This window comes from Kitasatospora sp. NPDC059577, assembly GCF_042735475.1.
Classification (GTDB): Bacteria; Actinomycetota; Actinomycetes; order Streptomycetales; family Streptomycetaceae; genus Kitasatospora.
Window position 1 is genome coordinate 1 of the sequence record NZ_JBHWBZ010000079.1, and the last position, 13,536, is coordinate 13,536.

Here is a 13,536-nt window from a genome sequence, read left to right on the forward strand (position 1 = left end):
CGCGGGGGGCCCCCGGCCCCCCCCCCCCCCGCGCCGCCCGCGGCCCCCCCCGCCCCGGCCCGGCGGGCGCCCCCCGGGGGGGGGGGGGGGGGGGGGGGCCCGTCCGTTCGGGCACGCCGGCGGCGGGGCGTCACACGGGAGGCCCAACCCTCCGGTCGTCGCCGGGGATCCGCCCGATAATCGACCTGTCCGACGCCGTCCGGCAGGTGCGGCCCCCACCGAGCCACCAGGCAGGTACCCCATGGCCAGGATCGCCGTGATCGGCGCCAACGGCAGCATCGGCGGCGCGGTCGTCGTGGAGGCGGCGTCCCGCGGCCACGAGGTCACCGCCGTGGTCCGCGACCCGGGGCGCTACCGGGGTGCGGCCGCGACGGTGGAGCGCGGGGACGTGCTGGACCCGGCGGACGTCGCCCGGGTCGCGGCCGGCCGGGACGTCCTGGTGAGCGCCGTCGGCGGCGGCGACGGCCCGGGCCACCTGGCGCTGATCGAGCCCGCGGCCCGTTCCCTGGTCGAGGGCCTGCGCGGGCTGGACGGGCCGGTGCCCCGGCTGGTCGTGGTGGGCGGCGCGGGCAGCCTGGAGACCGCCCCGGGTGTCCGGGTCTGGGACGCCCCGGGGCTGCCGGAGGCGATCCTGCAGATCATGCACGCGCACGGTGCGGCGCTGGACTACTACCGGACGGTCGCCGACCTCCGCTGGACGGTGCTCAGCCCGGCCGCCGAGATCGGCCCCGGTGAGCGGACCGGCCGGTACCGCACCGGCCTGGAGCAGTTGCTCGCCGACGCCGAGGGGCGCAGCAGGATCTCGGTGCCGGACTACGCGGTCGCCCTGGTGGACGAGATCGAGCAGCCCGAGCACATCGGCGAGCGTTTCACCTGCTGCTCCCTGTGACGGTCGACCTGTTCCCCGTGCCGGTCGGCGTCGGGCCGCCCGGGCCGCCCGACGCCGAGGGGCTCAGCCCAGCTGGACGGAGCGCTTGGCCAGCCCCATCCAGAACCCGTCGATGACGCTGCGCTGGCTGTCCAGGTCGGCTTCGCCGGCGCCGAGGGTGACGAACAGCGGGGCGAAGTGCTCGGTGCGCGGGTGGGCGAGGCGTCCGGCGGGTGCCTTGTGCTCGAAGTCGAGCAGCGCGTCCAGGTCGCGGGCCTCCAGGGCGCGCCGGCCCCAGTCGTCGAACTCGGCCATCACCGAGGTGATCCGGCCGTCGCTGCTGAGCGCCCGCAGGTTGTGGGTGAAGAAGCCGCTGCCGATGATCAGCACGCCCTCGTCGCGCAACGGGGCCAGCGTGCGGCCGATCTCCAGCAGCCGCTGCGGGTCGAGGGTGGGCAGCGAGACCTGGAGCACCGGGACGTCGGCCTCGGGGTACATCTCCACCAGTGGGACGTAGGCGCCGTGGTCGAGCCCGCGGTCGGGGATGTCCTGGACGGGCGTGCCGGGGGCGCGCAGCAGCTTGCGCACGCGGTCGGCGAGTTCCGGCGCGCCGGGGGCGGCGTACCGGACCCGGTAGTAGTGCTCGGGGAAGCCCCAGAAGTCGTAGACCAGCGGGACGGTGGTGACGGCGCCGAGGGCGAGCGGGGCCTCCTCCCAGTGGGCGGAGACCATCAGCACGGCCTCGGGCCGGGGCAGGTCGGCGGACCAGGCGGCCAGCTGGCCCGGCCAGAGCGGGTCGTCGGCCAGCGGCGGAGCGCCGTGCGACAGGTACAGGGCGGGCATGCGCTCGGGGGCCGCGGCGCTCATGGCGTCCTCCTCGGGACCGGATCGTGAGGGTTCACGGTGGGTGGTGTGGTCGATTCCGATAGTAGTTCAAATTTGAACGTCTACTCGGGTCGACGGTACACCTTCGTTCGAATTTGAACAACAGGAGTAGGCTTCGCCCCATGTCCTCACTGAACGAACCCCGCTGGCTGGACCCGGACGAGATGGCCGCCTGGCGGGGCTTCGTCACCGCGAGCAACCTGCTGAACCGCCGGCTGGAGCGCCAGCTCAAGGAGGACTCCGGCCTCTCCCACCAGCAGTACGAGATCCTGGTGCACCTGTCCGCCGCCCCCGGCGACTCGCTGCGGATGACCGAACTCGCCGACAAGCTGGTCACCTCCAAGAGCGGCCTGACCTACCAGGTCACCCAGCTGGAACGGATGGGCCTGGTCGCCCGCCGCTCCTGCCCCAGCGACGTGCGCGGCGTCTTCGCCGAACTCACCGACCAGGGGCGGGAGATGCTGCGCCAGGCCGCACCCGGGCACGTCGCCCTGGTCCGCGAGCTGCTGATCGACGTGCTCACCCGCGAGCAACTGGCCGTCCTCGCCGAAGGCCTCGGCGAGGTCAGCGCCCGGCTGCGCCTGGACGAAACCCCCTAGCCCCGCGGCCCGGCCCCGGTCCCCCTGTGTCCGGGTCTTCCCCCGTGCTCCGGTCCGCGGCGAGGGTGGCCGCCCGCTCCCGCAGCAGCTCCCGCTCCCGTTCGTTGCCGGTCAGCGCCGCCGCCCGTTCGAACTCCGCCCGGGCCTCCTCCACCCGCCCCAACCGGGCCAGCAGATCGCCCCGCACGCTCGGCAGCAGGTGGTAGCCGCGCAGCGCCGGCTCGGCCGTCAGCGCGTCCACCAACTCCAGCCCGGCCGCCGGGCCCCGGGCCATCGACACGGCCACCGCCCGGTTCAGCGCCACCACCGGGGACGGCGACAGCGCGGACAGCCGCTCGTACAGCGCGGCGATCGTCGCCCAGTCGGTGTCCTCGTAGCGCCGCGCCTTCGCGTGGCACGCGGCGATCGCCGCCTGCACCGAGTACGGCCCGGTGCCCGCCCGCTGCAGGGCGTCGAAGCCGCGCCGGATCAGCAGCCCGTCCCAGCGGGCCCGGTTCTGGTCCGCGAGCAGCACCGGCCGGCCGTCCGGCCCGGTCCGGGCGGCCGTGCGCGAGGCCTGGAACTCCAGCAGCGCGGCCAGCCCGTGCGCCTCCGGTTCAGCCGGCATCAGCGCCGCCAGTACCCTGGCCAGCCGCAGCGCGTCCTCGCACAACCGGGGGCGGAGCAGGTCGCCGCCACTGGTCGCCGAGTACCCCTCGTTGAAGACCAGGTAGATGACCTCCGCCACCGACGACAGCCGCTGCGCCCGGTCCTCCCCGTACGGCACCTCGAACGGCACCGCCGCCTTCGCCAGCGCCCGCTTCGCCCGGACGATCCGCTGCGCCACCGTCGGCTCGGGCACCAGGAAGGCGCGGGCGATCTCCGGGGTGGTCAGCCCGCCGAGCAGCCGGAGGGTGAGTGCGATCCGCGCCTCCGCCGACAGCACCGGGTGGCAGGCGGTGAAGATCAGCCGCAGCAGGTCGTCGTCGATGTCGTCCGGCTCGGACGGCTCGTGGGGCGGCACGTCCTCCGACGACCGCCCCACCTCGGCGAGCTTGCGGGCGTAGACCTCCCGGCGGCGGACCAGGTCGATCGCCCGGTGCTTGGCGGTGGCCGTCAGCCAGGCGCCCGGATTGTCCGGGACACCCTCCTGCGGCCACCGCTCCAGCGCTGCCACCAGCGCGTCCTGCGCCAGTTCCTCGGCGATGCCGACGTCCCGGACGATCCGGGTCACCCCGGCGATGATCCGGGCGGACTCGATCCGGAACACCGTCTCGACCACCGCCGCCACGGTCCGGTCCGCCGGGGTGCCGCCCGCGGTCGTACCGGCCGTCGGCGACGAGCCTGCGGCGGTGCCGTCCGCCGTCGTGCCGTCCGCCGTCGTGCCGTTCGTCTCAGCCCTCTCCGTCACGGCCACCCATCAGAGCAGCCGGCGGTGGGGGAGGCAAACACTGCCACGGTGGTCACTTCGGCGGTTCGGGCATCTCCTCGATCTGCCGGACCTCGGCCTCGACCGGCCAGTGCACCGGGTGGGTCTGCAGGAAGCGCCGGGTCCACTCCAGGGCTTCGGCCCGGTCCTTGCACTGCAGGATGGCGTAGCCGCCGATGACCTCCTTGGTCTCGGTGAACGGCCCGTCGGTGTGGCCGACCTTCCCCTCGTGCCAGGTCAGCCGGGTGCCCTGGGACGTCGGGGTCAGCCCGGCGGTCTCCAGCATCACACCGGCCTTGGTGATCTCCTCGAACAGGGCCCCCATCCGCTGTTCGAACCCCGGGTCCGGTTCCCATCCGGCGCGGTCCTGCTCGTCGATCCGGATCAGTGTCATGAAGCGCGGCATGGTGACTCCTCGGTCGGTCGGGCGGGGCCTCTCCCCGCCTCTCACCCCTGCGTCGAACGGGCCGGCGCCGGATCGACACCGCCCGGGAAGAATCTTCCGCCGGATTCCGGAAGCAGGCCCGCATCGGACTGCACTCGGCCCGCATCGGCCCGCACCCGGCCCGGAGCGCCGTCCGGGGTCGAAGGGTATGCACGCGCGGACGACGGATGGGGTGGCCGCAGATTCCGGTCGGACCGGGCGTTCTGCCTCGCATCTGCGGATGAACACCGCCTTTCACCCCGGCAGCTGCGAATGTGCGGACCTTCCTTCGGGTAGTCCTCTCCCGGGCCGCGACGCAGCGGCCCGGGAGGAGGGAGCACCATGACCCCGGCCAGACCCACCGTCCGGCTGCACGGCCACCTCGACCGCCCCGCCGAGCTGACCGTCGACCAACTGCGCACCCTCCCCGCCCACCGGGTCGAGGTCAGCTTCGACTGCCGGACCGAGGGCGAGCAACGCCACGGCTACGAGGGCCCGGCGCTGCTGGACGTGCTGCGCGAGGCCCGGCCCCGGATCGACTTCTCCGGCCGCAAGCAGCGGCTGAGCTTCCTGCTCTCCGTGGTCGGCGCCGACGGCCACCGGGCGGTGGTCTCCTGGGCCGAGATCGACCCGGACTTCGGCGACCGGCGGATCCTGCTGGCCACCAGTATGGACGGTGCCCCGCTGGACGCCGTCGGCCCGCAACTCGTCGTCCCGGACGACCACTGCGGCGCCCGTTACGTCAGCGCCGTGACCGCCGTCTGGCTCGGCCCTCTCGGTGACCCGGCGAACCCCACCGCCTAGGGTTCGTCACCTGCGGCAAAACACTCGCCGGAGCCGGGTTTCCGTGCCAACATGCCCCATATGGGGACGATTCTGCACGGCGCGCTGGTGACGCTCCGACCGGCCACCACCGACGACATCCCGGCCCTGGCGGCCATCCGCGGCACGCCCGAGGTGTTCGCCCGCTGGCGGGGCGGTGACGACCTGCCGGCCGAGGTGGCCAACGACCTGGAATCGCCCGACACGGAGACCTTCGCCATCGACCTGGGTGGCCAGGTGGTCGGCGCCATCCAGTGGTACGCCAACAACGACGACGAGTACCGGCACGCGGGGATGGACCTCTACCTCGATCCGACGGTGCACGGCCTGGGCCTGGGCACCGACTCGGTGCGCACCATGGCCCGGTACCTGGTGCACGAGCACCACTACCACCGCCTGGTGATCGACCCGGCCGCGGACAACCTCGCCGCGATCCGCTGCTACGCCAAGGTCGGCTTCCGGGAGGTCGGCACGATGCGCCAGTACGAGCGCGGTTCGGACGGCAGCTGGCACGACAACGTTCTGATGGACCTGCTCGCGGACGAACTGCTCGACGGCTGACGGCGGTCTGCGCGGGCTCCGCCGGCGCGGCGCGGGTGGTGCGAGGGTGTACAGACACCTTGTCGCCCACCCGCCCAGAGCTGTACAGACATCTCGCGGTCACATGATCGGCCGGAACTGCTCTCCTGGCGTTCTCCCCGACGTACCGGTCGGTAGCTAGCGTTCCCCCGCCAAGTCCCGACGCCGGTCACCCCGGCGCCGGGCCCCGCAGGGTAGACGAATCCCCCAGGAGAACGCCCATGCTCTCGCGTCGTACGGCCACCGCCCTCACCTCGGCAGCCGCCGCCGCTCTGCTGCTCGGCGGCACCGCCCCGGCCGCCACCGCCGACACCCCGGCGAGCCCCACCACGCTGTCCGTCCTCGCCTTCAACGTCGACCTCGGCACCGCCGTCGTCGACAGCACCCAGAACGAGCAGGCCTCCCGCCGCACCCCGGTGATCGAGCAGATCGTCCGTCAGCACGACGCCGACGTCGTCATCCTGGACGAGCAGTTCAACAACAGCTCGACCGCCGACATCAACAGCAAGCTCGCCGACCTCTACCCGTACCGCACCCCGGTGGTCGGCGGCACCTGCTCCGGCGGCGGCTGGACGGGCGTCAGCGGCAACTGCTCCACCTCGTGGTTCGTCATCAACGGCGGCACGATGATCCTCTCCAAGTACCCGATCACCGCCCAGTACGCCCACGTCTTCGGCAACTCGACGTACGGCACCTGGGACTACCACGCCAACAAGGGCGCGGCGCTGGTGAAGGTGACCAAGAACGGCAGCACCGCCTGGGTGGTCGGCACCCACCTGCAGGCCGACGAGTCGGACGTCTCCACCGACACCACCCAGTCCACCCGGCTCGGCCAGCTCGCCGAGATCCGCGCCTGGGCGGACGGGATCGCCGGCAGCGGCGCCCCGGTGCTGATCGGCGGCGACCTCAACGTCGAGTACTTCCACGGCCAGGCCCGCGGCGACTACGCCAACGCCCAGAACGCGGTGAACGGCGTGCTCGGCACCCCGGCCACCGACCCGGGCCAGAACCGGACCACCATGGACTGCCCGGTCTCCTCCTGGTGCCAGTACATGGCGGGCGTCGAGACCTTCCCCAAGGACTACCGGGACGACCTCGACTACATCGGCTACCTCAACGCCCCGGGCCGTCCGGTGCCGGCCGCGATGTCGGCCGTGAAGGTCGACTTCGACCCGCAGGCGGGCTGGGCCCCCGGGCAGCCCGACACCGTCGCGCCCAGCGACCACTACCCGGTCGAGGCGACGTTCCGGCTGAACTGACGCCCGGCCGGGGCCGGACGGGCCGGTGTCAGCCCGGGGCCGGCGAGTGTCAGCCCAGGGCGGGCCGGTGTCAGCCCAGGGCGGGCCGGTCCGGTGCCGGGCAGCCGCAGGAGCGCCGCACCACCAGCCGGGCCGGGAAGGTCCGGGTACCGGTGGCGCGGTGCTCCGCCCCGCCGAGCACGAGCTCCAGCGCGGCACGGGCCATCTCGTCCTGCGCGGTGGTCACGGTGGTCAGCGCGGGCCCGGCGATCACTGCCTCGGCGATGTCGTCGAAGCCGGCGACCGCGAGGTCCTCGGGCACCCGGATCCCCAGGTCGTCCGCGGCCCGCAGCAGGCCTATCGCCTGGTCGTCCGTCGCGCAGAACACGGCGGACGGCCGGTCGGGGCGGGCCAGCAGGGCGAGCGCCTCGGCGTGCGCCCGGACGCGGTCGAACGGCGCGGGGGCGAGCCGTCCCTCGGTCGGCAGTCCGGCCTCCTCCAGGGCGGCGACCCAGCCGGCCGTCCGCCCGCTGACCGGGTCGTGCGGACTGAGCGCGCGGGTGCCGCCGAAGCAGTGCACCTCGGCGTGCCCGTGCCCGAGCAGGTGGCGGACCACCTCGCGGGCGCCGCCCTCGTCGTCCGCGACCACGGAGACGCCGTCGGCGGTCTCCGCCCGGTGGTGCAGCAGGACGACCGGGGTGCCGTCGGCGACGTCGAAACCGGTCAGCCCGGGGGTGGCCGGGTCCTGGGTGACCAGGATCAGGCCGTCCACCTGCATCCCGAGGAAGGCGCGGATGTAGTGCGCCTCACGCTCGTCGGCGTAGTCGGAGTTGCCGATCAGCAGCAGCCGGCCGTGATCGGCGGCGGCCTGCTCGACGGCGTGCGCGAGCCCGGCGAAGAACGGCTGGCGGGCGTCCGGCACGACCATCCCGAGCAGGTTGGTCCGGCGCCGCGCCATCGCCTGGGCGACCCGGTTGGGCCGGTAACCGAGCTCCTCGACCGCCGCGAGCACCCGCGCCCGGGTCGCCGGCGCCACCGGCCGCGGCCCGTCGTTGATCACATAACTCACCACGGCCGTGGACGTTCCCGCCGCCCGCGCCACATCGTCCCGTGTCACCCTCGCCATGACCGGTGAGCCTACACACCGCCTCCGACCAGCCGGATTCGCCAGGTCCCGGCGGCCCCGATCGGCCGTCCCCGCTTGCGGGGCCGGTGGCCCCGTCCCGACGCCGGCGGGACGGGCGGCCTCCGGTGCCGTTGCCGACCGTGGGAGCAGGTCGATGGACACGACCCCGCCGCGCCGGACCCCGCCGCGCCGCCGCGCCGCACAGCCGTCCGGCCGCCGCGCCCGACGGCGGCGTTCACGGCCCCGGGCGGGATCGTCATCCGTGAACGGGCCCGGTCCCGGGGTTCCGGAGCTACCCGGGCACCCTCACCGTCAGTGAGGTCTCCCGCAGCCGGAAGTCCAGCGACTCGTACAGGCGGCGGGCCGGGTTGCCCTCGGTCACCACCAGGTGCACGTCGGCGAGCCCGCGGGCGGCGGCGTCCGTGACCGCCCGGCGCAGCAGGTCGGCGCCGAGGCCGCGGTAGCCGCGGCGTGGGTGGCGGAAGACGTCGCCGACCCACGGCAGGCCGTTGCGGTCGGTCAGGACCACCCCGGCGACCACGCGGTCCTCGGCGTCCACGGCGAGCACGCTGGAGGGCAGGACCGGGCCGATGGCCTTCCCGGCGAGCAGCAGTCCGAGCCGCTCGGCCAGGGCCCGGGCGTCGTCGCCCGGGAAGTGGTCGACGTGCCCGGGGGCGAAGGCGGCCCGCCACGCCTCGAACAGTTCCTCGGGCGCGCGGTCGCAGGGCACCGCCCGCAGGCCCTCGCGCAGCGGCGCCCCGGCCCAGTCGGCGGGCGGGGGGTCGGCGCGCAGGTCCCGTCGGAAGGTGTGCGCGTGGCGCAGCACCGTCGCACCGTCCGCCACCAGCCGCCGCCCGAGTTCGGGGCTGCCGGAGACCACCCAGCCGGGCAGCTCGGCCCGGATGAACCCGGTGGTGTCCGCCGATTCGTCCAGCACCTCCAACAGGTCGGCCCAGGGCCGGCCCTCCCGTTCGCCCAGCCGGTAGCGCAGCACCGGGGTGCCGTCGCCGTCGTGCCTGACCACCCAGTCGGCCTCCGCCATGGCCCACCCCTTTTCACGAGTTCTGACGAGATCGTTCGTCGGCGGCTCATGCTCACCAGAACCGGGCGCGCGGGGCAACCGGTTTTCGTGCGGCGTGCGGGGCGCGGGACGCGGCGCGCGGGGATCGGCGCGCGGTGGGCGGCGTGCGGCGGCGGGCGGTGTGGCGGGCGGTCCGGGGGCGGGCGCTGGTTCAGGCCACCACCGCCGCGCGGACGCAGAGCACGTCCGGCAGGTGGGAGAGCAGCAGTGACCAGCTCTCGCCCTCGTCCCGGCTGCCGTACACGTCGCCGGTCCGGTTGCCGAAGTAGATCCCGGCCGGGTCGGCGTCGTCGGTGCGCAGGGCGTCGCGCAGCACGATGCCGTAGTGGTCCTCGCCGGGCAGGCCGTCGGCGAGCTCCTGCCAGCTGTCGCCGCCGTCGTTGGTGCGGAAGACGCGGCAGCGGCGGCCGGGCGGGATGCGATCGTCGGAGCCGCCGAGCGGGACGAGGTAGGCGGTGCCGCCCCGGCGGGGGTGGGCGGCGACGGCGAAGCCGAACTCGGCGGGCAGCCCGTCGACGATCGAGCGCCAGCTGCCGCCCCAGTCGTCGCTGCGGTAGACGCCGCCGTGGTTCTGCAGGTAGAGCCGGTCGTGGTGGACGGGGTCGGGGGCGATCTTGTGCACGCACTGGCCGAACTCGGGGTACTGGCTCTGCTCCGGGAAGAACTCGGCGCGCAGCCCGGTGTTGGAGGGCTCCCAGCTGTCGCCGCCGTCCTTGCTGCGGTAGACGCCGCCGCTGGAGACGGCGACCAGCAGCCGCTGCGGGTCGCGCGGGTCGGTGAGGACGGTGTGCAGGCCCTGCCCTCCGTAGCCCGCGCCCCACTGGGGCCGCTGCGGGTGCTCCCAGAGCGATTCGACCAGTGCGAAGGTCTCGCCGCCGTCGGTGGAGCGGAACAGCGCGGCGGGCTCGGTGCCCGCGTAGACGACGCCGGGGGCCTCGGCTCCGGCGGGCTGCAGCTGCCAGACCCGGGTGAGCGAGGCGCCGGTCGACTCGGGGAAGCGGATGGCCGGCCGAGCCGGCTCGTGCCAGCTCGCGCCGAGGTCGTCGGACCGCCAGACCGAGGGCCCCCAGTGGCTGCTGTCGGCGCCGGCCAGGATTCTGGTCCGGCCCTCGCGGCGGTCGACGGAGACGGAGTAGATCGCGTTCATCGGGAAGTGCGGCCCGCTGAACTCCCACGTCAGCCGGTCGCGGCTGCGGCCGAGAAAGAGGCCCTTCTCGGTTCCGACGGCCAACAGCACCTCGGTCATGCCTCACACCACCTGGTCAACGAGCACGGCCCCCCGGGAACGGCCCCCGACTGTCAGTGTCCCGCCGTCCATCGGTGGCCACATCTCGCCGCGCCGTTCACCCGGGAGGCGGGTCCGTTCACCCGGGAGGCCGGTCCGTTCACCCGGAGGGCCGTCGGGTCGGGAGAGGGCTACCCCCGGCAGCCCTCCAGCAGTCGCAGCCAGACCTCGCTGATCGTCGGGTACGCGGGCACCGCGTGCCAGAGCCGGTCGATCGGCACCTCGCCGACCACCGCGACGGTCGCCGAGTGCAGCAGTTCGGCCACCCCGGGGCCGACCAGGCAGGCGCCGACGAGTACCTGGCGGTCCAGGTCGAAGACCACCCGGGCCCGGCCGTGGTAGTCGTCGCCGTACAGCGAGGCCCCGGCGACGGCGCCGAGGTCGTGGTCGACGGTCTTGACCCGCAGCCCGGCCTGCTCGGCGTCGGCCAGGGTCAGGCCGACGGCGGCGACCTCCGGTTGCGTGAACACCACCTGCGGCGCGCCCGCCAGGTCGGCGGACGCGGCGTGCGCGCCCCAGCGTGCGGTGTCCAGCGGGCGCCCCTGGGCGCGGGCGGCGATCGCCGCACCCGTGATCCGCGCCTGGTACTTGCCCTGGTGGGTGAGCAGCGCGCGGTGGTTGACGTCCCCGGCGGCGTACAGCCACCCGCCGTCCACGCCGAGCACCGTGCAGCTGTCGTCCACCTCCAGCCAGTCGCCGGGCTTCAGCCCGACCTGCTCAAGCCCGATGTCGGCGGTGCGCGGGGCCCGGCCGGTCGCGTACAGCACCTCGTCGGCGGTCAGCTCCCCGCCGTCCCCGAGCGTGAGGGTCACCGGCCCGGAGCCGTCCGTCCGCCCCACCGCCGTGACCTCGGTGCCGAAGCGGACGTCCACCCCGGCCTTCCGCAGGCCCTCGGCGACCAGCTCGCCCGCGAACGGTTCCATCCGCGGCAGCAGCCGGTCCCCGCGCACCAGCAGCACCACCTCGGAGCCCAGCGCCCGCCAGGCGGTGGCCATCTCCACCCCGACCACACCGCCGCCGACCACCGCCAGCCGCCCGGGGACGGCCGGTGCGCCGGTGGCCTCCCGGTTGGTCCAGGGGTGGGCCTCGGCCAGCCCCGGCACGTGCCCGGGCAGCACCGGACGGCTGCCGGTGCACACCGCGACGGCGTGCCGGGCGGTGAGCACCCGCTCGCTGCCGTCCTCGGCCTCCACCGTCACCGTCCGGTCCCCGGCCAGCCGGCCGTGGCCGCGGACCAGTTCGATGCCGGTGTCCCGCAGCCATCGCACCTGGCCGTCGTCGTTCCAGTGCGAGGCGAAGGAGTCCCGGCGGGCCAGCACCGCGGCCGCGTCCAGCCGCCCGCCGCCGACCGCCTCCCGGGAGCCGGCCACCGCGCGGGCGTCGGCCAGCGCGGCCACCGGGCGCAGCAGGGCCTTGCTCGGCATGCAGGCCCAGTACGAGCACTCGCCGCCGACCAGTTCGGCCTCCACGATCACCGTGCGCAGCCCGGCGGCCATCGTCCGGTCCGCCACGTTCTCGCCGGTCGGGCCGGCCCCCAGGACGATGACGTCGTACTCCTCGGCGGTGCTGGTCATGCCCGGTCCTCCGTCGTGTCGATGGCCACCCCGGCCCGCAGGGCGAGGGTGACGGGCGTGCGTTCGCAGATGTCGAGCAGCCGGGCGCGCTGGTCCCCGTCCAGGCCGCCGGTCAGGGCGACCCGGCGGGAGATCCGGCCCCGGCTGCCGTCCGTCTCGTACCCGAGCCTGACCCGGACCCCCTCCAGCGGCCACTTCTTGCGTTCGGCGTACATCCGCAGGGTGATCGCGGTGCAGGAGCCGAGCGAGGCGAGCAGGAGCGCGAACGGCTCCGGCCCGCTGTCCGAGCCGCCCCGGCGCACCGGCTCGTCGGAGGTCAGCGGGTGGGTGCCGGCCCTGACGTCCACGCGGAAGGGCGCGTCGGCGGCGCTGCCGGTGACCACGGCCGAGGTGACCCGCCTGAACTCGGGCCCGGCGGCGGGCGGTTCGGTACGGCCGGTCTGTTCGCTCACGGGGCCTCGCTCTCCGCTCGGGTACGACGTGGGGCCCATCCTGCCGGGCCGGGCCCGCGGGCGCGACGGACGGACACGCGCAGGACGCGCAGGGGACACAGCGGTGCGCGCACGGGACACCCCCGGGGGCGGGCGCAGGCAGGACGGGGCGGGCGGGGGCGGCCCGGGCCGGGCGGGCTCAGCGCGCGGCGAGCTCCGCGAGCACCGCCGCCGTGTCGGCCGGGCGGGAGAACATCGGCCAGTGCCCGGTCGGCAGCTCGCGCAGCTCCCAGTTCGACCCCGCCATCGCGGCGAAGTACGGGTGGCCGGCCGCGATCAGCTCGCGGACCTGGGAGAGCGGGAACGAGCAGGACACCAGCGCCTGCGGCAGCGCGGCGCCCGCGCCGGTCAGCCGCAGTGCGTCCCGGTACACCCGGGCGGGGTGCGGGGTGGCGAGGGAACGGACCCGGGCCAGGGTGGCCTCGTCCATGCCCTCCGCAGCGGCGCCGTGGGCGCTCAGGTACTCCCACGACGGCATCGGGAGCCGGCCGTCCGCCACCGAGGCGTCGGCCGTCTGCCGGTAGTCGGGCTGCCAGAGGTCGTAGACCGCGGAGCCGTCGAGCAACGGGCCGCTGTCCAGGTACACCACCCGGCGGATCCGTTCGGGCATCCGGTCCGCGAGCCCGCCCACCGCGGCGCAGGCACCGCTGTGGGCGACCGGCACGACCTCCCACAGGTCCTCGCGGACCAGCAGGTCGGCCAGGTCGGCGATGTGGTCCTCCAGACCGAAGTCGCCGCTCTCGCCGGCCCGTTCGGCCAGCCCGGGCAGACTCACCGGGAAGACCCGGTGCCCGGCGGCGCGCAGCGGCGCGGCCACCTCGTCCCAGGCCCAGGCGCCGAGCCAGAACCCGGGAACCAGTACGAACGTGCTCATGGCGGATCGCTCCTTCGTCGGTGGGGCTGCTGTCACCGACGACTCTAGGAGCGGAGGCGCACGGTGGTCAGCGGATTTCCCGTCGGTGTGTCCCCGGCGAGCTGCGGAGCACAGCAAGCGGCGGAGCACAGCGAGTGGCGGAGCACGGCGAGCGGGGGACACGGCGAGGGGCCCGGGGGGGGGGGCCCCCGCGCCCCGCCCCGCCCCCCCCCCCCGCGCGCCCCCCGCGCCCGCCCCCGCGCGGGGGGGCGCGGGGAGCCCCGGCCGCGCGCGCGCGGCGAG

General features: G+C 75.0%; 14 protein-coding genes. 5 read left to right on the plus strand and 9 right to left on the minus strand.

The annotated features are described in order from the left end of the window. Positions 1-241 precede the first annotated feature (241 nt). Entirely contained in the window at positions 242-889 is a 648-nt protein-coding gene (locus ACFV0O_RS37380; RefSeq protein WP_380348674.1) for an NAD(P)-dependent oxidoreductase, read from the plus strand. Positions 890-952: 63 nt separating this feature from the next. Here ACFV0O_RS37380 and ACFV0O_RS37385 read toward each other — a convergent pair whose 3' ends face one another. Then, positions 953-1,735, minus strand: coding sequence for a dioxygenase (locus ACFV0O_RS37385; RefSeq protein WP_380348675.1), 783 nt, complete (start codon positions 1,733-1,735; stop codon positions 953-955). Positions 1,736-1,884: 149 nt separating this feature from the next. Between ACFV0O_RS37385 and ACFV0O_RS37390 the strand changes: the two genes are divergently transcribed. Continuing rightward, the gene (locus ACFV0O_RS37390) at positions 1,885-2,352 is read left to right on the plus strand and encodes a MarR family winged helix-turn-helix transcriptional regulator (protein WP_380348733.1); all 468 of its coding nucleotides are present in this window, start codon (positions 1,885-1,887) and stop codon (positions 2,350-2,352) included. Here ACFV0O_RS37390 and ACFV0O_RS37395 read toward each other — a convergent pair. Then, complete coding sequence (locus tag ACFV0O_RS37395) at positions 2,318-3,622, minus strand: RNA polymerase sigma factor (RefSeq protein WP_380348734.1); 1,305 nt, start codon at positions 3,620-3,622, stop codon at positions 2,318-2,320. The genes ACFV0O_RS37390 and ACFV0O_RS37395 overlap by 35 nt on opposite strands. 172 nt (positions 3,623-3,794) lie before the next feature. Then, complete coding sequence (locus tag ACFV0O_RS37400; RefSeq protein WP_360259742.1) at positions 3,795-4,166, minus strand: YciI family protein; 372 nt, start codon at positions 4,164-4,166, stop codon at positions 3,795-3,797. Between the two features lie 360 nt (positions 4,167-4,526). Here ACFV0O_RS37400 and ACFV0O_RS37405 point away from each other — a divergent pair, with 360 nt between their 5' ends. The 3 genes from ACFV0O_RS37405 (at position 4,527) to ACFV0O_RS37415 (ending at position 6,844) form a co-directional block, all read left to right on the plus strand. Continuing rightward, positions 4,527-4,988: a molybdopterin-dependent oxidoreductase gene (locus tag ACFV0O_RS37405; RefSeq protein WP_380348678.1), complete on the plus strand. Its 462-nt coding sequence runs from the start codon at positions 4,527-4,529 to the stop codon at positions 4,986-4,988. Positions 4,989-5,048: 60 nt separating this feature from the next. Then, positions 5,049-5,567, plus strand: coding sequence for a GNAT family N-acetyltransferase (locus tag ACFV0O_RS37410; protein ID WP_380348680.1), 519 nt, complete (start codon positions 5,049-5,051; stop codon positions 5,565-5,567). 239 nt (positions 5,568-5,806) lie between these two features. After that, complete coding sequence (locus ACFV0O_RS37415) at positions 5,807-6,844, plus strand: sphingomyelin phosphodiesterase (RefSeq protein ID WP_360259736.1); 1,038 nt, start codon at positions 5,807-5,809, stop codon at positions 6,842-6,844. 70 nt (positions 6,845-6,914) lie between these two features. Here ACFV0O_RS37415 and ACFV0O_RS37420 read toward each other — a convergent pair whose 3' ends face one another. The 6 genes from ACFV0O_RS37420 to ACFV0O_RS37445 all read right to left on the minus strand — a co-directional run bounded on the left by ACFV0O_RS37420 (position 6,915) and on the right by ACFV0O_RS37445 (position 13,254). After that, positions 6,915-7,949 (minus strand): LacI family DNA-binding transcriptional regulator, encoded by a 1,035-nt coding sequence (locus ACFV0O_RS37420; RefSeq protein ID WP_380348682.1) that lies wholly within the window; start codon positions 7,947-7,949, stop codon positions 6,915-6,917. A 292-nt stretch (positions 7,950-8,241) separates the two neighbouring features. Further along, positions 8,242-8,991 carry a GNAT family N-acetyltransferase gene (locus ACFV0O_RS37425; protein ID WP_380348684.1) on the minus strand — a complete coding sequence of 250 codons (750 nt, stop codon included), beginning with the start codon at positions 8,989-8,991 and terminating at the stop codon, positions 8,242-8,244. 190 nt (positions 8,992-9,181) lie between these two features. Then, a complete protein-coding gene (locus ACFV0O_RS37430) occupies positions 9,182-10,276 on the minus strand; it encodes a WD40/YVTN/BNR-like repeat-containing protein (protein ID WP_380348686.1) in 1,095 nt (364 codons plus the stop codon). A 170-nt stretch (positions 10,277-10,446) separates the two neighbouring features. After that, on the minus strand, positions 10,447-11,889 hold the full coding sequence (locus ACFV0O_RS37435) for a dihydrolipoyl dehydrogenase family protein (RefSeq protein WP_380348688.1): 1,443 nt from the start codon (positions 11,887-11,889) through the stop codon (positions 10,447-10,449). Next, a complete protein-coding gene (locus tag ACFV0O_RS37440; RefSeq protein WP_380348690.1) occupies positions 11,886-12,341 on the minus strand; it encodes an OsmC family protein in 456 nt (151 codons plus the stop codon). The genes ACFV0O_RS37435 and ACFV0O_RS37440 overlap by 4 nt, the downstream gene beginning before the upstream one ends. Before the next feature lie 178 nt (positions 12,342-12,519). Then, the gene (locus tag ACFV0O_RS37445) at positions 12,520-13,254 is read right to left on the minus strand and encodes an alpha/beta fold hydrolase (RefSeq protein WP_380348691.1); all 735 of its coding nucleotides are present in this window, start codon (positions 13,252-13,254) and stop codon (positions 12,520-12,522) included. Positions 13,255-13,536 lie beyond the last annotated feature (282 nt).